Annotated in this window: 23 protein-coding genes, 1 tRNA gene and 1 riboswitch; of the genes, 17 read left to right on the top strand and 7 right to left on the bottom strand. The window is 61.4% G+C overall.

Features of this window, described 5'->3' with window-relative positions; genetic code table 11:
• Window positions 1-274: 274 nt before the first annotated feature.
• The 3 genes from QWL29_RS19960 to glyA all read right to left on the bottom strand — a co-directional run bounded on the left by QWL29_RS19960 (window position 275) and on the right by glyA (window position 2,589).
• Window positions 275-601 carry a hypothetical protein gene (locus QWL29_RS19960; RefSeq protein ID WP_305824629.1) on the bottom strand — a complete coding sequence of 109 codons (327 nt, stop codon included), beginning with the start codon at window positions 599-601 and terminating at the stop codon, window positions 275-277.
• 173 nt (window positions 602-774) lie between these two features.
• The gene (gene nrdR, locus QWL29_RS19955; RefSeq protein WP_305824628.1) at window positions 775-1,233 is read right to left on the bottom strand and encodes a transcriptional regulator NrdR; all 459 of its coding nucleotides are present in this window, start codon (window positions 1,231-1,233) and stop codon (window positions 775-777) included.
• A 108-nt stretch (window positions 1,234-1,341) separates the two neighbouring features.
• Window positions 1,342-2,589, bottom strand: coding sequence for a serine hydroxymethyltransferase (gene glyA / locus QWL29_RS19950; RefSeq protein WP_305824627.1), 1,248 nt, complete (start codon window positions 2,587-2,589; stop codon window positions 1,342-1,344).
• A 105-nt stretch (window positions 2,590-2,694) separates the two neighbouring features.
• A riboswitch (ZMP/ZTP riboswitch) is annotated at window positions 2,695-2,799 on the bottom strand.
• 136 nt (window positions 2,800-2,935) lie between these two features.
• Between glyA and QWL29_RS19945 the strand changes: the two genes are divergently transcribed.
• From QWL29_RS19945 to QWL29_RS19900, 10 genes are all read left to right on the top strand, one after another.
• Window positions 2,936-3,682 carry an SDR family oxidoreductase gene (locus QWL29_RS19945; RefSeq protein WP_305824626.1) on the top strand — a complete coding sequence of 249 codons (747 nt, stop codon included), beginning with the start codon at window positions 2,936-2,938 and terminating at the stop codon, window positions 3,680-3,682.
• Window positions 3,683-4,098: 416 nt separating this feature from the next.
• A complete protein-coding gene (ybgC, locus tag QWL29_RS19940; protein ID WP_305824625.1) occupies window positions 4,099-4,503 on the top strand; it encodes a tol-pal system-associated acyl-CoA thioesterase in 405 nt (134 codons plus the stop codon).
• Window positions 4,504-4,528: 25 nt separating this feature from the next.
• Window positions 4,529-5,212 carry a protein TolQ gene (gene tolQ / locus QWL29_RS19935; protein WP_229439366.1) on the top strand — a complete coding sequence of 228 codons (684 nt, stop codon included), beginning with the start codon at window positions 4,529-4,531 and terminating at the stop codon, window positions 5,210-5,212.
• Between the two features lie 17 nt (window positions 5,213-5,229).
• Window positions 5,230-5,661: a biopolymer transporter ExbD gene (locus QWL29_RS19930; protein ID WP_305824623.1), complete on the top strand. Its 432-nt coding sequence runs from the start codon at window positions 5,230-5,232 to the stop codon at window positions 5,659-5,661.
• Between the two features lie 15 nt (window positions 5,662-5,676).
• Window positions 5,677-6,711 (top strand): cell envelope integrity protein TolA, encoded by a 1,035-nt coding sequence (tolA, locus tag QWL29_RS19925; protein WP_305824622.1) that lies wholly within the window; start codon window positions 5,677-5,679, stop codon window positions 6,709-6,711.
• A 31-nt stretch (window positions 6,712-6,742) separates the two neighbouring features.
• Window positions 6,743-8,008, top strand: a complete 1,266-nt coding sequence (tolB, locus tag QWL29_RS19920) for a Tol-Pal system beta propeller repeat protein TolB (protein WP_305824621.1) — start codon at window positions 6,743-6,745, stop codon at window positions 8,006-8,008.
• A 37-nt stretch (window positions 8,009-8,045) separates the two neighbouring features.
• The gene (pal, locus tag QWL29_RS19915) at window positions 8,046-8,570 is read left to right on the top strand and encodes a peptidoglycan-associated lipoprotein Pal (RefSeq protein WP_305824620.1); all 525 of its coding nucleotides are present in this window, start codon (window positions 8,046-8,048) and stop codon (window positions 8,568-8,570) included.
• 115 nt (window positions 8,571-8,685) lie between these two features.
• Entirely contained in the window at window positions 8,686-9,441 is a 756-nt protein-coding gene (ybgF, locus tag QWL29_RS19910; protein WP_305824619.1) for a tol-pal system protein YbgF, read from the top strand.
• Between the two features lie 72 nt (window positions 9,442-9,513).
• A tRNA-Lys gene (locus tag QWL29_RS19905) sits at window positions 9,514-9,589 on the top strand.
• A gap of 252 nt (window positions 9,590-9,841) precedes the next feature.
• Window positions 9,842-11,905: an ankyrin repeat domain-containing protein gene (locus QWL29_RS19900; protein WP_305824618.1), complete on the top strand. Its 2,064-nt coding sequence runs from the start codon at window positions 9,842-9,844 to the stop codon at window positions 11,903-11,905.
• 535 nt (window positions 11,906-12,440) lie between these two features.
• Here the strand turns inward: QWL29_RS19900 and tssK are convergent.
• Window positions 12,441-13,883, bottom strand: coding sequence for a type VI secretion system baseplate subunit TssK (tssK, locus tag QWL29_RS19895; RefSeq protein WP_305824617.1), 1,443 nt, complete (start codon window positions 13,881-13,883; stop codon window positions 12,441-12,443).
• Between the two features lie 46 nt (window positions 13,884-13,929).
• On the opposite strand from tssK, the gene tssE reads away from it, so the two are divergent.
• From tssE to tssG, 3 genes are read left to right on the top strand one after another with little or no spacing between them, the layout of a single operon-like run.
• Window positions 13,930-14,445 carry a type VI secretion system baseplate subunit TssE gene (gene tssE / locus QWL29_RS19890; RefSeq protein WP_305824616.1) on the top strand — a complete coding sequence of 172 codons (516 nt, stop codon included), beginning with the start codon at window positions 13,930-13,932 and terminating at the stop codon, window positions 14,443-14,445.
• Window positions 14,446-14,467: 22 nt separating this feature from the next.
• Entirely contained in the window at window positions 14,468-16,303 is a 1,836-nt protein-coding gene (gene tssF / locus QWL29_RS19885) for a type VI secretion system baseplate subunit TssF (protein WP_305824615.1), read from the top strand.
• Window positions 16,267-17,316 carry a type VI secretion system baseplate subunit TssG gene (gene tssG, locus QWL29_RS19880; protein WP_305824614.1) on the top strand — a complete coding sequence of 350 codons (1,050 nt, stop codon included), beginning with the start codon at window positions 16,267-16,269 and terminating at the stop codon, window positions 17,314-17,316. Before tssF ends, tssG begins: the two co-directional genes overlap by 37 nt.
• Before the next feature lie 33 nt (window positions 17,317-17,349).
• Here tssG and QWL29_RS19875 read toward each other — a convergent pair whose 3' ends face one another.
• The 3 genes from QWL29_RS19875 to QWL29_RS19865 form a co-directional block, all read right to left on the bottom strand.
• Window positions 17,350-17,907 carry an AcrVA2 family anti-CRISPR protein gene (locus QWL29_RS19875; protein ID WP_502572778.1) on the bottom strand — a complete coding sequence of 186 codons (558 nt, stop codon included), beginning with the start codon at window positions 17,905-17,907 and terminating at the stop codon, window positions 17,350-17,352.
• Window positions 17,885-18,247: a hypothetical protein gene (locus tag QWL29_RS19870; protein ID WP_305824612.1), complete on the bottom strand. Its 363-nt coding sequence runs from the start codon at window positions 18,245-18,247 to the stop codon at window positions 17,885-17,887. Before QWL29_RS19870 ends, QWL29_RS19875 begins: the two co-directional genes overlap by 23 nt.
• 69 nt (window positions 18,248-18,316) lie before the next feature.
• Window positions 18,317-18,526, bottom strand: a complete 210-nt coding sequence (locus tag QWL29_RS19865) for a hypothetical protein (RefSeq protein WP_305824611.1) — start codon at window positions 18,524-18,526, stop codon at window positions 18,317-18,319.
• A gap of 163 nt (window positions 18,527-18,689) precedes the next feature.
• Here QWL29_RS19865 and QWL29_RS19860 point away from each other — a divergent pair, with 163 nt between their 5' ends.
• The 4 genes from QWL29_RS19860 to QWL29_RS19845 are packed head-to-tail and all read left to right on the top strand — an operon-like array spanning window position 18,690 to window position 24,829.
• A complete protein-coding gene (locus tag QWL29_RS19860; RefSeq protein ID WP_305824610.1) occupies window positions 18,690-21,494 on the top strand; it encodes a type VI secretion system Vgr family protein in 2,805 nt (934 codons plus the stop codon).
• Between the two features lie 45 nt (window positions 21,495-21,539).
• On the top strand, window positions 21,540-23,495 hold the full coding sequence (locus QWL29_RS19855) for a phospholipase D-like domain-containing protein (protein WP_305824609.1): 1,956 nt from the start codon (window positions 21,540-21,542) through the stop codon (window positions 23,493-23,495).
• 25 nt (window positions 23,496-23,520) lie between these two features.
• Window positions 23,521-24,525 (top strand): SEL1-like repeat protein, encoded by a 1,005-nt coding sequence (locus tag QWL29_RS19850; protein ID WP_305824608.1) that lies wholly within the window; start codon window positions 23,521-23,523, stop codon window positions 24,523-24,525.
• Window positions 24,526-24,550: 25 nt separating this feature from the next.
• Complete coding sequence (locus QWL29_RS19845) at window positions 24,551-24,829, top strand: PAAR domain-containing protein (protein WP_305824607.1); 279 nt, start codon at window positions 24,551-24,553, stop codon at window positions 24,827-24,829.
• Window positions 24,830-25,768 lie beyond the last annotated feature (939 nt).

Genomic DNA, 25,768 nt, shown 5'->3' with positions numbered 1-25,768 from the left:
GGTGACAAAGGCAGGCGCTTGTATGCTGGCTAGCCCTGCCTGGAATGCATGCACTATCCATGCTTGACGACGATGGGGCCGAGGCCAAACTTACGCAATCCCAGTCGGGCGCCTGCAGGGCCGGGTTCCAGACAGTGGCGTCGCGGCAGGCCGCGATGCGGCCGCCGGGAATGCTCTGTGCACGAGACGCGCCGTCTCATACAGGTCGAACCGGGCCAGGCTGGCTGCGCCTGACGTTCGTATTGGACCGATATGGTGCAGGCTAACGTACTACTTAACCTCCTTCATCAGAGGCATCGAGCCCGAGCCTCTCTTCCATTGCTTTCAGATCTTCTTCAGTAGGTCCTCTACCCACTTTAATGATGAGATTCGGATACTTCTTGAACTTCTCGGGATATTCTCGTTGCAGTACCGCGAGCACGAATTTACCAATGATTGCCGCGCCACCATCTAAGCCATGAAGACTCAGGCTGGGTAAATCGGTGAACGTTTGTTCGACTACTTCATTTCGTAAAACACGAGGTCCAGACAATAACGTTATATGCAAAGCGTCATCTGAAGGTTCCAGACTAAATGCCACGAACGGTCTTCCTTGTTTCATTTCGTCCTCCTCTATAATCGGAAACGATCTTGCACGGCCACCTCCACAGGTTCAAGGCGCGGGAATTCGCGCGAGCTGTGAAGTTATCAGCGAGCTAAGACGCACCCATGCGGCCGCTCAAGCGTGCGCGCTTGCCAAAGTTGTGTGTGCCAGGGTCGCGTAGAACCGCGGATTTATTTGCGCGAATGCCCGACTTCGGCAAGCGCTTGCTGGAACTCGGCGAGGTCCTTGAAGTCTTTATAGACGGAGGCAAAGCGGATGTAAGCGATCTCGTCGAGCCGCTTGAGTTCCTGCATCACCAGTTCGCCGACATAGCCGGTATCGACTTCGCGGCGTCCGCTGGTGAGCAGTTTTTCCTCGATGGATGCGACGGCGGCGTCGATGGCTTCGGCCGATACAGGGCGCTTGCGCAGGGCCAGCATCAGGCTGCCGCGCAGTTTGCTGGAGGCGAATTCGGTGCGGCTGCCGTTCTTCTTGACGATGATCGGCATCGACAGTTCGATGCGTTCGTAGGTGGTGAAGCGCTTGTCGCATTGCACGCAGCGGCGGCGGCGGCGGATGGCGTCGCCTTCCTCGGATACGCGCGTATCGAGGACCTGGGTATCTTCATGCTGGCAGAACGGACATTTCATGGGGCGCCGATGGTGCTGATGATGCGGATAATGCTGGGTAATGCAAGGAACGGCGCCATGCTTCTGACGCCGTTCCTGAACTCTACTACGTTTGTAGCGTTGTGACGATTACGCTGCGTACACCGGGTACTTGTCGGTCAGGACCTTGACTTCGGCCTTCACGCGCTCGATGGTCGCGGCGTCGTGCGGGTTGTCCAGCACGTCGGCGATCAGGTGGCCGACTTTCGTCGCGTCTTCTTCCTTGAAGCCGCGGGTGGTGAAGGCCGGGCTGCCCAGGCGGATGCCCGAGGTCACGAACGGCTTTTGCGGGTCGTTCGGGATGCCGTTCTTGTTGCAGGTCATGTGTGCCTGGCCCAGGATCGCTTCGGCTTCCTTGCCGGTCAGGCCTTTCGCGCGCAGGTCCACCAGCATCACGTGCGACTCGGTACGACCCGACACGATGCGCAGGCCGCGTTCGATCAGCGCCTCGGCCAGGGCCTTGGCGTTCTTCACGACCTGCTGCTGGTAGGCCTTGAACTCCGGCGACAGCGCTTCCTTGAAGGCGACCGCTTTACCGGCGATCACGTGCATCAGCGGACCGCCCTGGATGCCGGGGAAGATCGCCGAGTTGATGGCCTTTTCGTGCTCGGCCTTCATCAGGATGATGCCGCCGCGCGGGCCGCGCAGTGATTTGTGCGTGGTCGAGGTGACGAAGTCGGCGAACGGCACCGGATTCGGGTATTCGCCGGCGGCGATCAGGCCGGCGTAGTGGGCCATGTCGACCATGAAGTAGGCGCCGACTTCCTTGGCGATGCGGGCGAAGCGCTCGAAGTCGATGCGCAGGGCAAAGGCCGAGGCGCCGGCGATGATCATCTTCGGCTTGTGCTCGCGCGCCAGGCGTTCCATGGCGTCGTAGTCGATGTCTTCCTGCTCGGTCAGGCCATACGAGATGACGTTGAACCATTTGCCGGACATGTTCAACGCCATGCCGTGGGTCAGGTGGCCGCCCTCGGCCAGCGACATGCCCATGATGGTGTCGCCGGGTTTCAGCATGGCGAAGAACACGCCCTGGTTCGCCTGCGAGCCCGAGTTCGGCTGGACGTTGGCAGCTTCCGCGCCGAACAGTTGCTTGACGCGGTCGATCGCCAGCTGCTCGGCGACGTCGACGTATTCGCAGCCGCCGTAGTAGCGCTTGCCCGGATAGCCTTCGGCGTACTTGTTGGTCAGCTGCGAACCTTGCGCTTCCATGACGGCCGGCGAGGTGTAGTTTTCCGACGCGATCAGCTCGATGTGATCTTGCTGGCGTGTGTTTTCCTTCTGAATCGCATCCCACAGTTCCGGGTCAACATTGGCCAGCGTGTGATCTTTTGCAAACATGAACAAAACTCCAATCGATAAGAGAACCAGACAGGGCAGAGCCGGATCGGCAGGAAGCCTGGACGCAAGCGGCCGCGCGGCAGAGGTCTGCTGCGCGTGCACATTGTCGGTTGCCCAGGCGAACGGCGGATGGGGTCTCACGCTCCACGGTGGTAACCACCTTGCCGCAGAGCCAGGCTCATGCGGTTTTCGCCAGTCACGTGAGACGCAAATGGAGCTCGGATTGTATGTGATGTGCCCATTCAGGGCAAGGAAACCGCCGACCTGGCGGCAACGGGCCGTAAAGGTCGGTCAACATGATCGTTTCGGCTACAATCACCGGGTTCAGCCAACCCGAGGATTCATCATGATCGTTTTCATCACCGGCGCATCGGCCGGCTTCGGCGCCGACATGGCGCGCACTTTCGTCCGCCACGGCCACCAGGTCGTGATGGCGGCGCGCCGCAAGGACCGTCTCGACGCCCTCGCCGCCGAACTGGGCGACTCGGCGCTGCCGGTGGAGATGGACGTGACCGACAAGGCCTCGATCGAGGAAGCGTTGGCCCTGCTGCCGCAGTCCTGGCGCCCGATCGACGTGCTGATCAACAACGCCGGCCTGGCACTGGGCACCGCGCCGGCCCATGAGGCGCCGCTGGCCGATTGGCAAACCATGATCGCCACCAATTGCCAGGGCCTGGTGACCATGACCCGCGCGATCCTGCCGGCGATGGTCGGGCGCGGCAGCGGGCTGATCATCAACCTCGGCTCGGTGGCGGGACACTATCCTTACCCTGGCGGCAATGTGTACGGCGCCACCAAGGCCTTCGTCGAACAATTTACGCTGAACCTGCGCGCCGATCTGGTTGGCACCGGCGTGCGCGCCACCAACCTGGCGCCGGGGCTGTGCGGCGGCACCGAATTCTCGAACGTGCGCTTCAAGGGCGACGATGCGGCCGCGGCCAAGGTGTACGAAGGCACTACGCCGCTGACCGCGCAGGATATTGCCGAGACGGCGTACTGGATTGCGACCCTGCCGCCGCATATCAATGTGAACCTGATCGAGCTGATGCCGACCTGCCAGGGGTTCTCACCGTTCAATATCAAGCGCAGCTGAGGTTTCGTGCGAATCGCATACGTTTTCTTCCTGAAAAACCGGTTGATCAGCGATTTGGTAGGGTGGGCACTTGTGCCCACGCGGTCTCACCGGTTGAGTTGATTCGCCAATGAGCGACAGCCCGGTATGCATGAGTACCATACCGCGTGGGCACAAGTGCCCACCCTACCGCCGATTATCCGCGACAGATACCGCTGGGCAGAACATATGCACACCGTGCGCCCCACCTCTGATAATTGTGAGAAAGTGTTACAGTTGTTGTCTTGACAGGGTTGCATCTCGTCTACTACCCCTGAAATCTTGGCAAGTCACAGCATGCGCCATGGTAGCGCTTGTCCATCCGTCATGTTCGCTGGAGTACATATGCGAAGTCGAATAGCGTAAAATGTTTCTTATTATCATTTATGGCTTGTAGCATGCCCTCCGTTTTCACCTGGCCTGTCAGGGTCTATTACGAAGACACCGACGCCGGCGGCATCGTGTTCTACGCGAATTACCTGAAGTTCTTCGAACGTGCGCGCACCGAATGGCTGCGTGCGGCGGGCATTGGCCAGCAGGATTTGATTGCCTCGGACCATGCCGGCTTTGTGGTGAAGAGCGCCACCATCGACTACCACTCACCGGCGCGCCTGGACGACGAAATCACGCTGACCCTGGCGGTCGAAAAGCTCGGCCGCGCCTCGGTGCAGTTTGCGCAAAAGGCCTACCGCGGCGACGTGCTCCTGGCCGAAGCCAGCGTCAAGGTCGGCTGCGTCGACCTCGCGTCTGTACGGCCGCGCTCGCTCCCCGGCCACGTGGCTGATAAAATGCGTGCCGCTTGAATAAACCGACAATATTGCCCAACCGATGACCCCGACCCACGACCTTTCTTTCATTGCCCTGATCAGTAACGCGCATATCCTGGTGCAGCTCATCATGCTGTTGCTGTTGCTGTTGTCGGTCTTCTCGTGGTCGTACATCTTCCGCAAGCTGTTCGCGATTCGCGCCGCACGTCGCCAGACCGAGCAGTTCGAGCGCAGCTTCTGGGCCGGCGGCAACCTGCACACCCTGCACCAGAGCGCCAGCGCCCAGCGCGACCAGAGCGGCGCCCTGGCACGCATCTTCGAAGCGGGCATGGGCGAGTTCATCAAGGGCAAGCAAGCCTCGCGCGACGCCCTCGACATGGGCGCAGTGCTCGACGGCGCCCGCCGCGCCATGCGCGCTGCCTTCCAGCGTGAACTCGATGCGCTCGACCTGCACCTGAACTTCCTGGCGTCGGTCGGTTCGGTCTCGCCTTACATTGGCCTGCTCGGCACCGTCTGGGGCATCATGAACGCCTTCCGCGGCCTGGCGAATGTCCAGCAAGCCACGCTGGCCGTGGTCGCGCCCGGCATTGCCGAAGCGCTGATCGCCACCGCCATCGGCCTGTTCGCCGCGATTCCTGCCGTGGTCGCCTACAACCGCTTCACCCACGACATCGACCGCCTGGCGATTCGCTTCGAAAGCTTCGTCGAGGAATTCTCGAACATCCTGCAGCGCCAGTCGCGCTGATCGCAGGAGGAACCGACATGGCCAATTCCAGCAGCATGCGCAGCGGGCGCCGCAGCAAACTGAAAGCTGAAATCAACGTCGTGCCCTACATCGACGTGATGCTGGTGCTGCTCATCATTTTCATGGCGGTGCCAGCCAACGAGACGCCAAATGTGGTGAATTTGCCACGCGCCGAAAAATCGACGCTGCCGCCTGACACCTACATCCAGATTTCGATCAAGCCGAACGCGGAACTCTCGATCGGCGTGCACGGCAAGGAATCGGCGCCGGCGGAAAACATGGACAACCGCGCCGCCCTGCTCGCCCGCCTGCGCACCCTGCACCAGGACAACCCGGACTACCCGGTGCTGATCGCCGGCGACCGCGAAAGCAAGTACGAGGAAGTGATCGAGATGATCTCGGAAGCGAAGAAGATGGGCATTGCCCGCGTTGGCCTTGCCACCCAGTAAAGAGTCATACGAGTAATGAAGCCAGCTTCCCCCGGCGCCCAATACACGGTGCCGCCCGAACCGAGCCGCATGCCAGCGATCTTGCTGGCGCTGGCCGTGCACGCCCTGCTGCTGGCCTTTTTGTATTTCGGTATCAGCTGGCAGAGCAATACCCCGATCTCGGTCGAGGCGGAAGTGTGGGACATGAAGGTCGAGACGGCCGCCGCCCCGCCGCTGCCGGCGCCTCCGGTGGAAGCTGAACCGCAGCCCGAACCGGAGCCGACGCCGCCAGCCCCGACGCCACCGCCGCCAACGCCGAAAGTGGTGGAGCCGGAGCCAGTGAAACCGGCCGCGCCGGACATCGCGCTCGAGCGCGAAAAGCAGCGCAAGGAAGAGCTGGCGAAGAAGGAACGCGAGCGCGAAATCGCTGAGCAAAAGAAACGCGAGGAACGCGAAGAGCGTGAAGAACAGCGGCGCAAGGAACTGGCTGAGGAAAAACGCCGCGAGGAAGCGAAGGAACGCGACGATCAAAAGAAACGCGATATCGCCGAGCAAAAGAAAAAAGAGGAAGAGAAAAAGAAAGAAGCCGAGAAGAAGCTCGCTGCTGAGAAAGAAAAGGCTGAAAAAGCCGAAGCCGACAAGAAAAAGAAACTCGCCGCCGAAAAAGCCGCAAAGGCCAAAGCCGAAGCGGCAGCACAAGCGAAACTGGACGCGATTCGTGGTGATGAACTCAAGCGCATCACGGGCGCCGCCGGTTCAACCGGCAATGCCCAGAAATCGAGCGCGCCAAAACTCGACAGCGGTTACCAGGCGGCGATTGCAGCCAAGGTCAAGAGCAATACGGTCTACCCGGGCGGCGACGAGCCGGGTAATCCGACGGTCGAATTCCGTATCGAGCAGCTGCCGACCGGAGAAATCCTGTCGGTGCGCAAGACCAAGAGCAGCGGCGTTCCGGCATTCGATGAAGCAGTGGAAAGGGGCATTAACAAATCGTCACCACTACCCAAGAAAAAAGATGGTACGGTAGAACGGACTTTCCCACTCGTCTTCAAGTTAAAAGATTTGCAGTGACCTCGTCACCACACCAATATTGAGAGGCCCAATGAAGAAACTACATACCCTTCTGTTCAGCGTTTCCCTCCTGATGGGCAGCGCCGCGCACGCGCAATTCCGCGTCGAGATCGCCGGCGTCAGCAGCACCCAGATTCCGGTCGCCGTAGCGGCGTTCGCCGACGAAGGCGTGGCGCCCGACCAGGTGTCGGCGATTATTCGCGCCGACCTGGAACGCAGCGGCGTGTTCAAGGTAATCGACGCCGGCCAGGTGATCAGCGACAGCGCGAACATCGACGCCGGCGCCTGGAAAGCGCGCGGCGCCGATGCGCTTGTCGTCGGCAGCGTATCGCGCCAGCCGGACGGCCGTTTCGCCGTGCGCTATAAACTCTTCGATACCGTCAAGGGCGGCCAGTTGTCGGCCCTGGGCGGCGAAGTGCAGCCGCGCTATACCCGCCTGCAAGCCCACCGCATCGCCGACGACGTATACGAAAAACTCACCGGCGTGCGCGGCATTTTCTCGACCCGCATCGCCTACGTGAAAGAAAACCGTGCCGGCCGCAATTACGCGCTGGCTGTAGCCGACGCCGACGGCGAAAACGAAATCATCGCCGTGCAGGGCCGCGAACCGATCATTTCGCCATCGTGGTCGCCGGACGGCGGCAAGGTCGCCTACGTGTCGTTCGAAGACCGCAAGCCCGTCATCTACATGCAGGATCTGGTTAGCGGCAAGCGCCGCGTCATCGCCAACGAAAAAGGCAGCAATTCGGCGCCGAGCTGGTCGCCGGACGGCAGCAAGCTGGCGATCGCCCTGTCGAAATCGGGCAGCTACCAGGTGTATATCGTGAATGCCGACGGTTCCGGCCTGCGCCGCCTGAGCAACAGCAACGGCATCGACACCGAGCCGCAATTCTCGGCCGACGGCCAGACCATTTATTTCACCAGCGACCGCAGCGGCGGCCCGCAGATTTATAAAATGAGCGTGAACGGCGGAAATGCAAGCCGCGTCACCTTCAATGGCAGCTATAACATCAGCCCGCGCGTGGCTCCAGACGGCAAGACCCTGGCCTGGATTTCGCAGCGCGACGGCGGATATTCCCTCTTTGCGATGGACCTGGCCAGCGGCCAGGAACTGCGCCTGGCCGATGGGGCCACCGAACCGAGTTTTTCGCCTAACGGCAAGTACATCATGTATGCGAACAAAGGCGGCGGGCGTACTGCGCTGGCCGTGGTTTCGGTGGATGGACGGGTCAAGCAACGTTTGACGACCAAAGCGGGAAACATTCGGGAGCCCAGCTGGGGTCCTTTCATGAAGTAATAGCAGCAAATCACTAACCAAGACCAGGAGAGAAACCATGCGCAATACCAAGAGCCTCGCATTCATCATCGCCTCCGCTGCCCTGCTGGCAGCGTGCAAAACCCCAGTGCCGGACGCACCAGCGCCAGTCGAAGAAAAGTCGCCAACGCCAGTCGCCGCTGCCGCCGACCCACGCGACGTGCGTCCAGTCGAAACCGCAACCACCGACCCGCTGAACGATCCGCAAGGCGTGCTGGCCAACCGCAGCGTCTACTTCGACTTCGACAGCTACGTCGTGCGCGAAGACGGCAAGCCGGTCGTGTCGAACCACTCGGGCTACCTGACCAAGAACCAGGGCCGCAAAGTCCTGATCCAAGGTAACACCGATGATCGCGGCGGCACCGAATACAACCTGGCCCTGGGCCAGAAGCGCGCCGAAGCCGTCCGTCGTTCGATGGCATCGCTGGGCGTGTCGGAAAGCCAGATGGAAGCCGTCTCGCTGGGCGAAGAAAAGCCAAAAGCCACCGGTTCGGGCGAATCGGCCTGGGCTGAAAACCGTCGCGCCGACATCGTTTATCAGTAATCCTGTCGCGTCCGGGTCGCATTAAGACCCGGTTAATTGACAGCGGGGCGGGTGCAGTGCAGACTGCAACCCGCCCCGTTTTCCATTGCAACACTGGTTTAGAAAGAGCTCCGACATGAAGAAACTGCTTCCGTCCCGTCTTGCCTGCCTACTGATCGCCGCCTGGCTGCCGCTGCAGGCCTCCGCCGGCCTGCTCGACGACGCCGAAGCCCGCAAGGCCATCCTCGACCTGCGCGCTAAAGTCGACAACATCGCGCGCGACCTGAACGGCCGCATCGACAACAAGGCCGACAAGACCGCGACGCTCGACATGCTGAACCAGAACGAGCGCACCATGGCCGAGATCGCCAAGCTGCGCGGCCAGATCGAAGTGCTGGCCAACGAAGTCGCCAAGGCGCAGAACGGCCAGCGCACCCTGTACGCCGACCTCGACGCCCGCATCAAGAAACTCGAACCGCGCCAGGAAAACATCGACGGCCAGACCGCCGAAGTGCTGCCGTCGGAAAAGCAGGCCTACGACAGCGCGATGGAAACGTTCAAGGGCGGCGACTACAAGGCTGCCGCCGCTTCGTTGCAGGACTTTGTGAAGCGTTATCCGGATTCGGCCTATGCCGCGAATGCGCAGTACTGGCTGGGCAATGCCTATTACGCCCAGCGCGACTACAAGAAAGCGATCGCGGCCCAGGAAATCGTCACCACCACCTACGGCACCAGCCCGAAGGCGGCCGACGCCATGCTGAACATGGCCACCAGCTATGCCGAACTGAAGGACCTGCCGAAGGCGAAGAAGACACTGCAGCAACTGGTGAGCAAGTTCCCGGGCACCCCGGCGGCGCAATCGGCCAAGGACCGGCTGGCGGTGCTCAAATAAGGTTCTACGGCAAGATTTTGGGCATGGACGTTTGACAGCATCGGCGTTCGCCCCTATAATCTTGCTTCTTTCGGGTCGTTAGCTCAGCTGGTAGAGCAGCGGACTTTTAATCCGTTGGTCGCAGGTTCGAATCCCGCACGGCCTACCACGAATGCGCAGTAGCACTGAAGGCTCCATGAGAAATCATGGGGCCTTTTTTGTGTTTGCAGCGGTCCTTTTTCCTACTACTGCGCCATATTCGTGTGGCGCAGCCCCTTCTGCTATGGTCGCAGGTCGTGCCAGCCCCGTTGATCCTTTATCTTGTATTAAGGCAACACCCCTCCGTGGTAATTCGATAGGCTTATCTGGTTAGCCGATTAATTACAAGGAGGGTGCATCAATGTTGTGCGCGCAAAAAGACATGACCAAGAGAATGCTTGCCATTGCTCTCATCTCTATCAGCTGCACGGCCTGCATCGGAGGATGGGAAGCCGCGTCCATTCCACCTCAGCATGCCGCACCAGTGCTGCAGGGTGGGCTGGAAAACCCGGCCTTCCTGGAATGGCTAGGCCTGGTGCCAGCTGGTTTGACACGCGAGAAGCTCGGCGAACGTAACACTGCCGTTTTTGATAGCGTCATGAAGGACATGGCTGCCGACCATGACCTGAAGACCTTTTCCTGCAAAACGCCGGTTGAAGTCGGCCCGGTCCCAATGATGGACGCGGTGGAACGCTATATCGATGGGCTGCCAGACAGCCGCGATGATGATGCGCTGCTGCACGGGCTTAACCAAGCTGCACGTGCCGGCAACTGGATTGCGCGCGCCAACCTGTTCTTCCTGATGAGCGAGCGACGCCAATCGGACCTGGCCGTGGAGTTCCGGCTGATCCAGCTGATGGAATGGATGTACGAGCGCAGGCTTGGCGCCCTGTATGCCTTCGTAGGCGACGGGATACTGGCGTCGGGCGTCACTAACGGACTGTCGGGAAACAGCCCCACCGCAATAGATGAATTTGCGGCATTGCGCCACAGCTACCAGGCCCAATACGAGGTTGGCCAGCACCTCAAGAAAAGCAGTGACCCGGACGAGATCCGGCTCGGCGAACGGATGGTTGCTTGCGCGCTCGGCTCGTTGCCTGCCTATGCGCGCGTTTTTACCGGCGAAGCAGAAAAGGCGGGCGACGCCCGCTACGAGCGCGAGCACGAAGCCAGCTTCTCGCCACTGCACCGGGCGGTGCGCGACGGTGACGCCGCGCAGGTGGAAAAGCTGCTGGCGGCGCCCGGCACCGACGTCAATACCAAGAGCAGCCGCGATCAGACACCGCTGGATATGGCCTTCCTCGGCAAGGTGCAGGACGCGCGCATAGTCAAGGCGCTGATCAAGCGCGGCGCCGACGTGGCCGGAAACGGCGCGGTTGACAAGCGCGCCGGACGCTATGACCAGGACGAGGTGCTGAACCGCGCGGTCAAGGCGAAGCCGGCGGACCTGCAGATCGTCGACATGCTGGTGAAGGCGGGAGCCGAGCCATTCAAGCCGACGGCAGTGAACGAAACAATCGTCACCACCCCGTTTAGCGATTCGTTCGACGCCTATGAGTCCGGCAGCCAACCCGAGCTCCTCGATTTTCTCCTGTCGACCAAAAAGCTGGACCCACGCTCGGAGCTGGCGGGCGAGTACCTGGAACACTCGGTGCGCCATCCGAAGGTGCTGGCGCGCCTGCTCGCCTATGGGATCAAGCCCGAGCAGGCAGATGACCTGCTCTCCGAGATCGCGCAAGCTAGTTCGTATCCAGCCACCTTGACGGTGCGGCAGCAGTACCTAGCGATCGCCGCCGGCCTGGTCCAGCACTACCCGAGCGTGGAGCAGTCGATCAGGGGCGAACAGGGCTACCGCAGCATGAAACGGGCGGCCTCCATCTGCAACCTCGAATTCGCCAGCTGGCTGCTCGACAACGGAGCGGTCATGCATCGCACCGGCCATGATGACCCAGGCGCGCTGGTGTCGACGATCGTCGATCACTGCGACAAGAATCACTCGCTCGAATCCAACACTGACGCGCTGACGGACCGCGACCATTGGCGCAAGGTATTCCTCGAAAAGCTCAAGGCAAAGAAATACGACTTCAACGTCGACGCGAAGCGATGCCCAGCCTGGTCGTACGACGGCAGCAGTTGCAATGCTCCCGAAGACGACAGCCTGGCATCGCTGTTGCTGGCACTGGGCGCGGATCCTTACCGTTGGTATCTCGGCCAGGAACGCAGCGCGCTGATCTCGGTTATTGACCGCTGCAGGGGCGAGGTGCTGGACCTGATGCTGGCGAAGCCGCCGCGCAAGCTCGACGCGCTGACCAGGGAAGGGATCGACGCCGCACTGGAAGCGACTACAAGGGAACCGTGGTCGGGTCTGAACTGCCCCGCAGACTTCATGGGCAAGACGGCGCGCAGGCTGATCTCGTACGGAGCGCGTAAGGGCGCGAGCCGGTAACTGCGTCCACCGCCGCGGCAAGTTTCGATCGAGGGACCGAATTGTCGCTGCACCGAAGGGTGGCCTGCGTTGCCACTCCCCGCACAGCGATTTCTTCTTCCAAAAAATGAAAGCCGCGTTGCCCGGAAATCCGTGAAGAACCTAAAGAAAAGGCTATCACTGTCGCTCATCGTCCGTTGGCAGGAGCTGAACTCGGAATCGGGCACGCGTTAAGACGGCATCCGACGAGAAAGTTTATTGAGGTTGCATTTCGACTGGGTGCGCTCTAGGAGCCGCTGGTCGGGAAGTGGTACGTGCCCGCTGGGCTAGACCGCAAGTCGTTCCGCTCGCCGGACGGTTTGTTACCGCCAGCGATGTATGCGATACGGTTCCCATCAGGTAGTCCGCCAAAAAGACCGCGCCAGCAGAAAAGTCCCAGCGTTGACCGGTCGACCATATCAAGCCGGCAAGTCCACAGAACGCTCGACGCACGGCTCGACTTCTTGCTCGACAAGCCGGACTAGACTGGCGGCGGCCGCTTCAAGTGCCGTGCTACTCAGGTAACAGCAATCAACTCGATTTTCAGTCCCGGTATCCCGTCCGGCGCATACACCGCCAACGCACCCGCGTCCAGCGCCTTCTCGTACAGCGGGCTTTTCGTGGATATCGAGAAGTAGTAGGTGTTGGGCCGCACCGGGATCGCTGGCGGAACCTGAGGCATGTGCGCCAGGGGTACACCTGGCAGGGCCGAGCCGACGATACTCTCCAGGTTGTCGGGCGCGGCGACCTTGAGCCGCATCGGCACCGTCGCGACCAGCTCGAGTCCTGACATGTCGGCGGTCACCGCCAGATAGAGCTGCGTCTGTTTCGTCACCTTCGCCGGATCGAGTACAGCTTGCGAGTAGGGCCGCCGGCTGCGGTCGGTCACCAGCGGGATGATGAAATACTTCGATCCGATGACCGTGTCGACCAGGTCACGCAGCAAGGCATCCAGTTGCGCAAACACCTCACCTAGGGCTTCATGCCGATAAGCCGGCAGGTCGGCCGTCTTGTAGCGGTCGGAAAACGTCATCAGCCCGCCGGCCGCGGCGAGCATTTGCTGGAACATGACTTCGGGATGCAGGCCCGGGGACCGGGCGCAGTGCATCAGCAGCGCGTTGGCCGTGCTCACGATGTTGAGCATCCACCACGACGAAATATCGCCTGCCCCGACTTCGTACACTTCATTGCTGGCCTTACGGTGCATGCGCTGGAGAGATTCGATTTTCGCCGTCATGACGCTGACCAGTCCATCGAGCATGCACCGCAGGCCTGGTGCGGCGCCGATCTTGACACTTGGCGGGATAAACGACGGGACGATCTCGAACCCACCCTGCTCCGCGCGGCGCACCTGTACAACGGGCACGCTGGAATGCGGCGCGCGCGTCTCGGCCTCCATCAACAGTCTGGCCCTCTTTGTCAGGAAGGGCACATCGATCGCCAGGGCCTCGCTGAACAGGTCGGGGGTTACCAGGTCGCAGCGCACATAGCGCCCGTTCTCGTCAGCGTTGCCGCCGTGCGGCTTGACGAGGGCCAGCGCCACGTGGAACGTGAACACGTCTTGATTCGGTGGCAGGCGCGAGAGGTCGACTGACTCCGGCAACACATCGGCGCCTGGCGCATCGTACAACTCGCCATCCGGGAAGATGACCGACAACCCATCGGCACTGAGCCGGTTGTGGCCCAGGTCATCCAGTTTCCACCGTACCGAACGCACACCCCAGAAGTGCGGGTTCAGGGCGGACGCGATTTGCTGTAGGCGCGTTTCGTGGTACAGGTCCTGGCGCTGGAAGTGTTGCGGCCCCAGGGTCAGTCCTTCGGACCACAGGATCTTCGATGTCGTGCTCATAATTTTCTCCGCCTGAATATTGTAGCTGAACAGATTCTTGGAAGCATGGCTTTGCGCCGCGCGACGGTTATTGATTTGGATCATCCCAATACACTGTTGAAACTCGGTCATGCCTCTATTGCGAAAGCGCAATAGTTCACTGTTTCAAGACTCGATAATGGCTGCCGTGGTCGCTTCCGGCCTCATTGAGGAGAACACGATGCAAGGTTTCACACCCGGATTGTTCGATCGCCTGGACAACGATGACACCCCGGCGTCGGGCAACCGGCGCGACATGCACGCGCGGGCAATGGACGAGGCGATGCGCAGCATCACCCGCGACCTGCAGGCGCTGCTCAACACTCGCTCGGCCATCTCGCCGGCGGCGCTCGTACCCTACAACGAGGTGTCGGGCTCCATCGTGAACTACGGCTTGATCGACTTCGCTGGCATGTGCATGAACAGCGACACCGACCAGCGCAAGATTTGCCAGGCCGTCCAGGCGGCCATCCAGCGCCACGAACCGCGCCTGCATGAGGTGGCGGTGACGCTGCGTCCCCGCAAAGGCGCCATCAACCGCGTCGACTTAGTCATCACGGCCCGCCTTAAAAGCGGTCCGCTGAACGAACCGATGTCCTTCAATGCCGTGTTCCGCCCTTCGCTCCAGCAGTATTCGATCGAAGGCACAAACTAGAAAACGGGAAACCGCCGCACCCATGGATGAACTGTTTGCGAAATACGAGCACGAACTCGTGATCCTGCGCTCGCTGTGCCGGGAATATGCCCAGCGCTACCCCAAGGTCGCCGCGAAACTGCAGATGGGCGGCGACACCTGCGACGACCCGCACGTAGAGCGCCTGCTCCAGGGCGTCGCGCTGCTCAGCGCGCGTGTCTCCAAGCGCCTGGACGATTCGTACCCGCAGTTCACCGAGGCGCTGCTCAACCAGCTTTTTCCGCATTACCTGCGGCCGTTTCCGTCCTGCGCAATCGCTCGCATTCTCGGCGAGCCAGGTGCCGACGATGTCGCGATGCCCCGCGGGACGCTGCTGCAGTCGGCGCCCGTGGGAGGCGTGGCGTGCACGTTCAAGACCGTTTACGACATCGCTCCATCGACGGTCGTGCTGGCCGAGGCAAGCTTCGAGACGCTCATCTGCGCGCCGGTCGCCACCCGGCTACCGGAGGACGTTACTTCTTCGCTGACATTGAGATTCGCATCGGCCCAGCCGGGGCAGCCGCTGTCTTCGGTTAAATCTCCCGCCGTGCGCCTGTACGCCGATGGCGACTCGTCGTTCTGCGCCGCGTTGCGCGATGCCCTCTTCGTCAACACCCGCGCCGCCTACGTCCAGATCGCGAATGATGGGCCTTGGCAACGATTATTGGCAGTGCCGGTCACGCCGGCCGGCTTCGCGGACGACGAGGCGCTCATCCCCTTCGACGCCCGGTCCCACACGGCTTACCGCATCCTGGCCGAATATTTCGCCTTCCCCGAGAAATTCAATTTTTTCGATATCGACCTTCCGACATTGTTCGCGAGCCTGCCGCCTGCGTGTACGCACCTCACGCTGCACCTGGCCCTGGCCGACATTCGTCCCGACGGCGACAAGGCGCGCATGCTGGCGAACCTGTCGAAACAACATCTGCTGCAGGGCTGCACGCCGGTCGTCAACCTGTTCAAGCAGCCGGGCGTACCAATCACGTATAACCAACTTTCCGCAGACTACACCGTGCTTGCGCACGGCAACTGCCCGCAAGCGTACGAGGTGTACTCGGTCGACAAGGTACGCATGGTTCACCAAAACGGTAACGATTCAACCGTCACGGAATTTCGCCCATTCTATTCGCTCAGGCACGGGCAGGAAGACGGTTCGGGTCGAGGCCGGTACTGGCTGCTTCGCCATGACGAGACCCTTGCCATCTGCAGTCCGGGACACGAAAAATCGATTGCGCTCGTCAATGCCGACTGCGAACCGTTCGATATCGGGACAAACACTTTGTCCATCGACCTGACCAGCACGAACCGCGACCTGCCATGCGCGCTCCAGATCGGGGCGCTTGATGGCGATCTGTTCGTTCCTGGAGCGACGGCCGGCAATGCGATTCGCCTGTTGCGCAGGCCGACCCGCCCGGTACGCCTGGAAAACGGCCCTGACATGCAGTGGCGCCTGATTTCGCACCTGTCGCTCAACCACCACTCGCTGGTTCAGGAAGGGGCGCAAGGGCTGCGCGAAATGCTGACCCTGTACGACCTGGCGCCCTCGCCTGTTTCGCGCCGCCAGATCGCCGGCATCCACGCCCTCGACCAGAGCAGGACCACGGCGTGGATCAAGTACAAGGGCGGACCGTCGCTGGTGCACGGCATGGAAATTCGCCTCACGCTCGACGAGGAAGCCTACGCCGGCGCCGGCATGCACCTGTTTGCGGAAGCCCTCGACCAGTTCTTCGCGCTGTACGTTCACGTCAACAGTTTTGTCGAACTCGTCATCCTGTCTCGATCAAGTGGAAAGGAACTGTTCCGATGCAAACCACGAAGCGGCAGCATGCCACTGGTGTGATCGGGTTGCTGCTGGCCGAGCCGCAGCGGTTCGAGTTCACGCAACTGATCACGCTCCTGCTGCGTGAACTGCGCCGCCAGGGCATTCCTTACGAGCGCGCCTTCCGCGACGTACTCGCCTTCAGGAACAGCCTGTCGCTGTCGTTCCCGGCCAGCGAAGTTCACGCGCTCGAGATCGAGCCGAAAGCGCAGGACGCCATCGAAGCGCTGCGCACCGGCCAGTTCAAGCGCATCTTTATCACGCCCGCGTTCATCGGGCTGCTGGGCGCCGGCGGCACCTTGCCCCTGCACGACACCGAGCGCATCGCCGCACGCAAGACGCTCGATGGCGACACCAGCCAGCACGCGCTGCTCGATGTCCTGTCGAACCGGTTGACCGGACTGTTTTATGAGGCATGGGGCAAGTACCGAGTCGAGCACGACGTCAACGTGCGCGGCCAGGACAGCTTGCTGCCGATGCTGGCCGCACTGGCGGGCACTAAGTCCCGGCCCGCCCGAGGCTTGGTACGGCAGGAAACGACGGCCTATTTTGCCGGGCTGCTCAGGACGCGTCCCGTCTCGGCAGGCACCATCGAACGGATCCTCACCGCCCACTTCGGCGTACCGGTCCGACTGGAGCAGTTCGTCGGCTGCTGGGAAGCGATCCCCGAGAACCGCCGCAGCACCCTTGGCATCACGATGCCGGTACTCGGCACCAGTGCGGCACTTGGCGTCCGCCAGTGGCGCCAGGACCTGAGCGCCCGGCTGTACGTCGGCCCGCTGGGCGAAGCGCAGGTACAAGGGTTTCTTCCCGGCGGCGACGCGCTCGCCGCCCTGGAAGAAATGGCCAGCCTGTTCGCTGTGCCCATGTTGCGCTACGAAGTACGGCTGCTGCTGGCGCCTCCCTGCCTCAAGCGCTTTACCCTGAACACGAGAACGGCGCCGCACCGGCTCGGCTGGGACACTTTTCTTACCGGGACAGCCGGCGTCGCCAGCCGGCCCGACATCAGGTCGGCACTTCGCCTGCCCGCTTGAGCGGACTCACACCGGCGCGGGTGCGGAACTTGGCTAAGCCCCGGTCACCGCAGCAGCGCCGGCCCTGTACGGTTTCGGTGCAGGCAGCTCGCCCTGCAACTGGTCCGCGTGAATCAGTACCGGCGCCACAAAAATGAGTTTGCGCTGCTGGTTGCCGATGCCGAAGGGCTGCATGCGGAAATGCCCCCGGCGCCAGTGCGGCCCCATGCCACCTCCCGTCCCGCCCGAATTAGCGCTTGATGGCAAGGACTCGGGGCCGACGAGGATGCCGTTGTAGAGGGAGGCAGATCTCTGCAGGAGCTTGGCGCGCTTGCGCTCGCCCAGGCCGGCGGCGCGGCGCAGCGCCTCGTCGTAGTCGCGGTGCGGCAGCACGCGCGCCTGCTTCAAGGTCATGTAGAGGAACACGCGCACCACATAGCTGACCGCGGCATGCATCGACCGGTGGAACTTACTCCCCGGCGCTTCCGTGAAGGAGGCCAGCACCCGATTCAGCCACTCGCCGACCGTGACGTCGTCCCGGTCCGTTTCGCCGAGCAGCGCGACCTGGCCGCCGTAGCAGTCTTGGCGCCTAGTGACGAAGAGGAGTTCCAGCGTCCAGCACTTCTCCCCTGGCTCCCGACAGAGCGTGCCGGGTCAGGAAACAGAACGCTCCCTCGAAGACGTGGTCTGGCGACTGCGGGTTCGGCACCTTCAGATACCGCGTGGCCGTGTCGCCGAAGCGCAGGTACTGGGCGCGATAGGGCGGCACCACCATGCTCATCGGCAGACTGAGATCCACGTCCGAATTCGCCAGCAGCGTTTCCAGCGCCGGTGTGGACTCGATCACCGTCCCCTGGCTCAAGTGGTACTTGAGGTTCATGCTCGCCGCGAACGCGAGCCGCTGGTGATCGCGGGCGCTCAGTTGCCCAAAAACCGTGGGGGAGGAAAACATGGCTTCCAGCTGGTGCAGGACTTCCTGCCTGATCTGCCAGCACAGCGTGGCGGAATCCTGCCAACAAGGTCAGAGCAGGGTGTTTTCGAGCGCGCGCTTCCAGGCCTCGACCGCGCCCTGCTCCCGGAACTGTACCGAATAAAGACGGCCGTGAAGCCTCGTCACCTCGCTGCGCAGCAGCGCCGGCCCGGTGTTGACCCAGCCGTCCATCTGCGCCAGCGGCTGGCCCAACGTGCTTGCAGCACGCGCTTGTCCTGGTCGTTTCAAGTTGTGCGGCATCGCTAGGCTCCAAAATAAATTGTCGTGAAAACTGTAGATATGCCGCAGGGAAACGCATTGATCCGAATCAAATGCCGCTTGGCAGCATCAAGGTAACGTGTCTGTTGCACATTTTTTTTCACGTCCGCTGCGGCCATGCCGGGCGGGTCAATGGAGACAGTCAATGGGCGAAAGCCAGGCAATCGCGGCCGGTGCCGCGCAATCCGCATTCAGCGGCGAATCCCAGCACAATCGGCTCATGCGGCTCGATTTTCCGTTCAAGGACGGCCCCCCGGCGCTGCTGCTACCGAACAGGCTCGCCGCCAGCGAGGCGGTCTCGCGCTGCTTCCGCTTCGTGCTCGAAGTGCTGTCGCCCGACCCGCGCATTCCGCTGACAATCATGATGGGCCGGATGGTGACGATCTCGCTGGTGCGTGAAGACGGCTCGCTGCGCTACTTCAACGGCTACATCACCGAGTTCCGCTTCGTGCGCAGCGACGGCGGCTTCGCTTTCTACCAGATGGTGCTCGAACCCTGGCTTGCGTTCGCCCGGCTGCGCACGAACTGCATGTCGTTCCACCACAAGAGCGTGCGCGAGATTACCGAGGCCATTCTGAAGGACTACCCTCAGGCCAACTGGCGCATGCTCCTGGCCGGCGACGACCCGCGCCTGAGCCTCGCCAACCAGTACAACGAGAGCGACTACAACCACCTGCACCGGCGCTGGGAAGCGCTTGGCCTGCACTACCGGTACGATCACGAATTCGACGGCCACAAGCTCGTGATCTCGGACAGCAGCCTCCTGGCCGAGAAAATCGACGAGGAAGCGTACGTCATCTCCTTCCAGGACCAGGGGCGCGGTTCGCGCGAGGAAGACGGCATTTATACCTGGACGCCCATCCGGCGCGTCGGCTCGGGCAAGACCACGCTGGCCAGCTTCAACTACAAGCAGCCCGGCGCGCACCGCACCGACGCTCACTCCGTCAACCGGCAGGGCGATATCTTCGCTTACGAGCGCTACGAGGACACCGGGGCGTACGGCTTTTCGACGCACAGCGACGGCGAACAGCTGGCGCGGCGGCGTATGGAGGAAGCGGATAAGGAAACGCAGTATTTCGAGGCGGCGGGCAACGAGCGCTGCGTAGTGCCCGGCCGCATCTTCAAGCTCGGCGGCCACGTCAGCGCCGAGCCGCTTCCGCCCGACTACGATACCGAGCCGCGCCACGGCGTCCCCGTCGGCGACCGCTATTACCTGATCCTGGCCGCCGAGCATGAGATCACTAACAACTACCAGGCCGGGCCAAGTGCCCCCTCGGTGTACGAAAACCGCTTCACCTGCATTCGCCAGGACATACGCTGGCGCCCCGGCCTGCACTTCAACAGCGAACCGAACATCTACACGGGACTGCATACGGCCATCGTCGTCGGCCCGGCCGGAGCCGACATCCACACCGACGGCCTTGCACGCGTAAAACTGCAGTTCCACTGGAACCGGCTGGACAAGTACGACGAAAACAGCTCGCCCTGGGTCCGGGTCATGACCCCGGCCGCCGGCAACGAATTCGGACAGATCCGCCTGCCGCGCGTGGGCGAAGAGGTGCCTGTCGTCTACCCCAACGGGAATCTCGACCATCCGCTGATCATCGGAGCGCTCTACAACGCAAGACACATGCCGCCCTGGAAACTGCCGGGGCAGCAGGCGCTCGCCGGCCTGCGCAGCCGGGAACTGGGCGGCGGCGCGCGCGGCAACCACCTCGTCCTCGATGACACCAAAGACAAGATCCAGGCGCAGCTCAAAAGCGACCATCAGTGCAGCCAGCTCTCGCTCGGCCACATCACGCGCATCGAGGACACCAGCGGGCGCAAGGACTCGCGCGGCGAAGGCTGGGAACTGCGCACCGACGGGCATGGCGTGGCGCGCGCAGCTAAGGGACTGCTGATCACGACCGAAGCACGCCAGGCCGCGCGCGGCCCGGTCAAGGACATGGACGAGACGACGCGCCGCCTCACGCTGGCCGCCGAGCAGCATCAACTACTTGCCGAGATCGCACAAAAGAATGGCGCGCAGGAGCCTGCCGACAACCAGGACGGCGTTGCATCGCTACTGCAAGCGCAGAACGACGCGGTCAAAGGGCCGGAGTCAAAAGCGGGCAGCTTCTCCGAACTGGCCAAGCCGCACCTGGTGCTGGCAAGTCCCGCCGGCATCGCGACGACGACCGCCACCGACACCCACATTGCCAGCGAGCGCCACACGGCCCTGACAAGCGGCAGAAGCCTGTCTCTTTCTGTCGGCACGCATTTTTTTGCCAGCGTCCGCCAGTCGCTGCGGCTGTTCGTCCAGAAAGCCGGCATGAAGATGGTGGCCGCGGCCGGCGACATCGACCTGCAGGCTTTGTCGGACAACATCAAGCTGCTGGCAAAGCTGGAAATCACCCACACCGCCAACCGGATCACGATCAGCGCCAAGGAAGAAGTCGTCATCAACGGCGGCGGCAGCTATGCGAAGTTCACCGCCGGCGGCATCGAACACGGCACCAACGGCAACTTCGTCGCGCATGCCGCGCACCATAGCTTTGTCAACGCAAAGAACATGGAAATGGCGGTCACTATGCCGCCCGTAGCCGATGTACTGCGCAAGGGCCGCGGCGCGCTGCACATTGGTAGCCATGCCGAGGCAGCTGGCATGGTCAGTGCCGGCTTGCCCTTCAAACTGTTCAAGGATGGGGCGTTGATCGAGCAGGGGCAAGTCAACGACAAGGGCAACATTCAGTTCGCGCACGAACTCGAGGCCACCGCGGAGTACAAGGTCGAGCTTCCGACCGGCCAGTCTTTCGATATCGCTGCCAGCGCTTACGCCGAGCAGCACGAGCAGAACGCGGGCGTGGGCTACCACGGCTACGAGAATCCGGGTGGGCTGTTGTCCGAGGATGAGGTAACGCTGCACCAGGACCGGATCGATGCCAACACGTTGGCAAACGACCGCACATGACGCACGGCCCGCTGGCCGCTGGCCTTGACCCGCAAAGGAAACATCATGGGAATGGACGAGAATGCGAAGCTTTACAAGCAGAAGCTCTGCTACAACCAGGAGGTGGGACCTTACCAATGCCTGTCCTTGCCCTGGTGGGTCAGGACGAGCAAGCATGGAACTTACCCGCCGCGACACGCCTGCGAGCTCGAACCCCTCATCTGCGGTGAGGAGGTGTTCAGGCGCATCCACAAAGACCTCCTCGAGGCACAACATAGCGTGGACATCATCACCTGGGGATTCGACCCGGGCATGGTGCTCATCCGCGGTCAAGGGGCCGAGGACGGCATGCGCTACGGCGACCTGCTCAAGCAGATCGCAACCCGGAAAGAGAATCCGGTCACGGTGCGCCTGCTGCTCTGGCATGACAATGCCGCTTCCTATGCAATCCAAAAAAACAATCCCGGTTTGTATGGGGGCCGCATTCCCACGATCGGCGCCTACGCCGGCTATTACGGCGAAACGCACGACCGGTACAACCGCGAATGGTTCGACGAAATCATCGCAGGAAATGTACCGGGGATCGCGTTGCAAACGCGTGAAGTGTCGATCAAGTTCCTGCCGCTTGCGCTCGCGGGTGAGCAGTACAAGATCGGCCCCAAAGGCGTACTGGGGGCCGTCTACCCCACCCATCATCAAAAGATGATCCTGATCGATTACGAAACGCCGGCGCGCGCGGTGGGCTATGTGATGGGACATAACTCGACGACCGACTTCTGGGACACAGTCCACCATCGCTTCCAGGACGGGCGCCGCGAAACACTGTACAAGAAGAATCCGGCCGAACCGGTCGGCAAATTGACGGCCATGATGGACGAAGCGTGGGACCGCTACGATCGTCAGATGCAGGCGCTATCGGGCCAGCCTGCACAACCGTCGCGCTACAAGGCCGAGCGCCTCGCCGAATTCGTAAGCAAATACGCCTTTACCGCAAAACCGTACCAGGACGTGTCGCTGCGCGTGCGCGGTCCCATCCTGTACGACATGAACCACAATTTCTGCTATGGATGGGCCGAAGCACAGCAAGCCACATCGTCCTTGATGAACGCGATCTGGATGACGCCACCAGGCTTGGTGGCCGGCGCGGCACTCGCTGTGGCCAAAGCGATCGACAAGAAGCCGGAGAAAGTTCCACCGCTCGTGCAAAGCAGGAAGCACCTGACGGCCGCCGATTTCATCCTGCGCGGCGGCCAGCACAGCGCGCAGCTCATGCGCACCTACCCGGCGTACAAGGAAAAATCGATCAAGGAATGTTATGCCAACCTGACCCGGCTCACCCAGCACTATATTTTCATCCAGAACCAATACATCCAGTACCAAGACTGGGCCGACCACCTGACGAAGTGCGTGGAGACACTGCGCGACGCTGGCTACACCAAGCCCATCTACGTGTTCATACTGACCTCGACACCCGAGACGGACGGCATGGACATCGCGACCTATGACATTGCCCTGCAACTCGGCAACAGCGCGACCATGAAGGTGGAGCACGAGGAAACGGTGGCGAAGGCCAAGCGCAGCAAGACGAAGATGCCGATTACGGCGGTTGAGTTGGAAAAGCGCGGGATCAAGGCGCTTATGGCGTCGATGTGGAGCGGCGCCGAGCAACCGAAATCGACCAAGGATTACGAGGAAACCTACATCCACGCCAAGGTGGCAATCGTCGACGACGTGGCCTTCACGGTCGGCTCGGCCAACCTGAACGTGCGCAGCATGGCTCTCGACAGCGAGCTCAATTTGCTCAGCCAGGCCAAGGATGTCGCGTTTGACTTGCGCAAGAAGCTGTTCGACCAATGCACCAAGGACGTGGGGCCGGCGCAGTTTGGCGATATGGAAGAGACATTCAATAAATGGCTGACGCTGATGCAAAAAAACAGTGAAGCCATGGCGAATGGATCGCCGCTAGTGGGCCAGATCGCCACCTTCCACGTCGACAGGGAACCAGGTTCGCCGGTGATCTGATATGCGACCAACAATTCGACGCTGGATGTACATCGCCGCCGCTTCGGCCTCCGTCGTAACCGGCGCCTATTTTCTACAACAACATCTGGAGTACGTGAAGATGCACACGATGCCCCCCGGCCTGCTGGCTTTCGACGTGAACGGCCCGATCCCGGAATGCGGCCGGTGGAAGGACACGATGCCGCGCACCCGCGATCCGGCTGCCTACCGGCTCTACATTAATGCCCGCAAGCTGTGGCGCAGCAAGATCGAGTGGCAATTGACACGGCAGGAAGCGCTCAGCATTCTGCACGATGTGCAGGCGGCCGCGAACCTCGGCGACTGGGGCGCGCGTGCATTGATGGCCTACTTCTACCGAACCGGCCTTGGCCCCCTCGACAAGAACCATGTGCTCGATCCCGACGCGGACAAATCGGTCGAGATCGTCCGCTCGGCCGTAGCGGCCGGCCAGGCGTGGGGTTACTACGATCTCGGTGTCGCGCACGAGCACGGCTACGGCGGTGCCGCGCAAGATAAACAAATCGCGTGGACCTACTACCTGAAGGCGGCGGAGCTCGGCAGTCCGGAAGCGCAGATGACCCTGGCGGAAGCCTATCTGAAGGCCCAGCGCCGCGATGCCGAGAAGGCGATGGTGATGTGCGCGTACAGACAAGGCCACGGCCCCGCTGCCTATAAGCTTGGGATCAGAGCCGAACTTCGTAAAGATTTCGCCGAAGCAGTGGAGTATTACCAAGCAGGGACGAAATTCGGAAGCAAGCTCTCCGCTGCGGTGATGATGCTTATGTTCGACACCAAAGACTGGAGTCAGCGCGACAAACAGGAGCAGGTTGTGCTCAGAGAACTTGAGATCCTGCCCGATCCAGAGCGCAAGAGCCGATACAAGCAAATCAATCAAGCGCTTGACCTCAATCCCGATCTGAAGCTGACTCGCCTCGACCAGGTATTGCCGCTGCCTCCAGCGGAACTACCCGCATGGAAGGGCATCCAGGATGCGATCGAGCTTGAGCCGGACGGCCAACCGACATACTGACCTCAACAGCCCTGTGGAGAAAGACATGCCTCTCAAAATAATTACAGTCGGCGACAAAACCGATCACGGTGGGACGGTCATCAGTGGCTCACCTGACCACGATGTCCGTGCACGCGCGATCGCCAGGCTCGGAGATAAGGTCGACTGCCCGCAGTTCTACCCTGGAGGCAAGCCGCACGGGGTCAATAAAATCACTACCGCGTGCAGCTCCTTCACTGTCAATGGCGTACCTGTAGCAGTTGAAGGTTGCATAACAGAATGCGGGTGCAAGCTGATCGGTAGTTTGCCGGCGACAATTGGCTAAGGGCTTCGAGCAGGCCCACCGCCCTCGGCTAATCTCATCATTGCGCAGGCTGATGCGCGCATCGATTTAGCCCGACACAAAGCTCGCACGCTGGTAGCAGGCGTCTCTATTTTCTCGATGACTCGGCGGAGGGCGCGCAAGTCAAGGGCGTCTTGACGGGCAGGGCTCCCACCGCCAATAGCGAGCGTCCAAGTACAGATCCCATAGCAGAGGCGGCACCGATCCTACCGCAAGCACGGCCGCAACTAGGAAAACCTGTGCGATTGTGCAGAGGGCAGCGTCGGCAAGGCGCATCGTCGAAGAGTTGATGAGTGCGAGAAGGACCGCTGAGATGATGACAAACCCTCCACAGAGCATATGGATCACCTCGCGGTCGGGTCCATTGCAACGTTCGTAGAACAACACATACCAGAGAGTTGGCAGAATCAGGCACGCAGTTGCCACCATTCCGAACGCGGACGATCCGATCGTCGCCTGATAGCGGGCGCGGAGCATGCGCTCCGTATGCCGAACCAGATAGATGGCACCCGGTAACGCCAGAATGCATGCAGGCACGATAAGCTCGCTGAGGAAAACAATCGGCATGGTTGTACCCAATTGCGTTTGCAAAGGTTGGCGCCTGGGCGCGAGCTTGGAATTACGGTAACGGTCACGTCAATATCATATTATCGAAGCATCGTGCAGTATGCAATTTGCGGCTCAACAGTTCATCGTGTTTAAAGGCAACAATGCAGAGCGTACAGAGCGAGCATCGCCCCGAGACTGACGCTATGTGACGAACTTGTGACGTACAATTCGACAAGTACCAATTCTTCCCCTTGAGTGACGTTGACTGTCGAGCTTGGCAAGCGTTGCAAGTCTTTGAATATTAAGGCCCTCGTATTCCGACCCGGCGACTTTTAATCCGTTGGTCGCAGGTTCGAATCCCGCACGGCCTAC

The organism is Massilia brevitalea (assembly GCF_030711405.1).
GTDB classification, from domain to species: Bacteria; Pseudomonadota; Gammaproteobacteria; order Burkholderiales; family Burkholderiaceae_D; genus Telluria; species Telluria brevitalea.
This window is presented reverse-complemented; position numbering and strand designations above follow the sequence as displayed.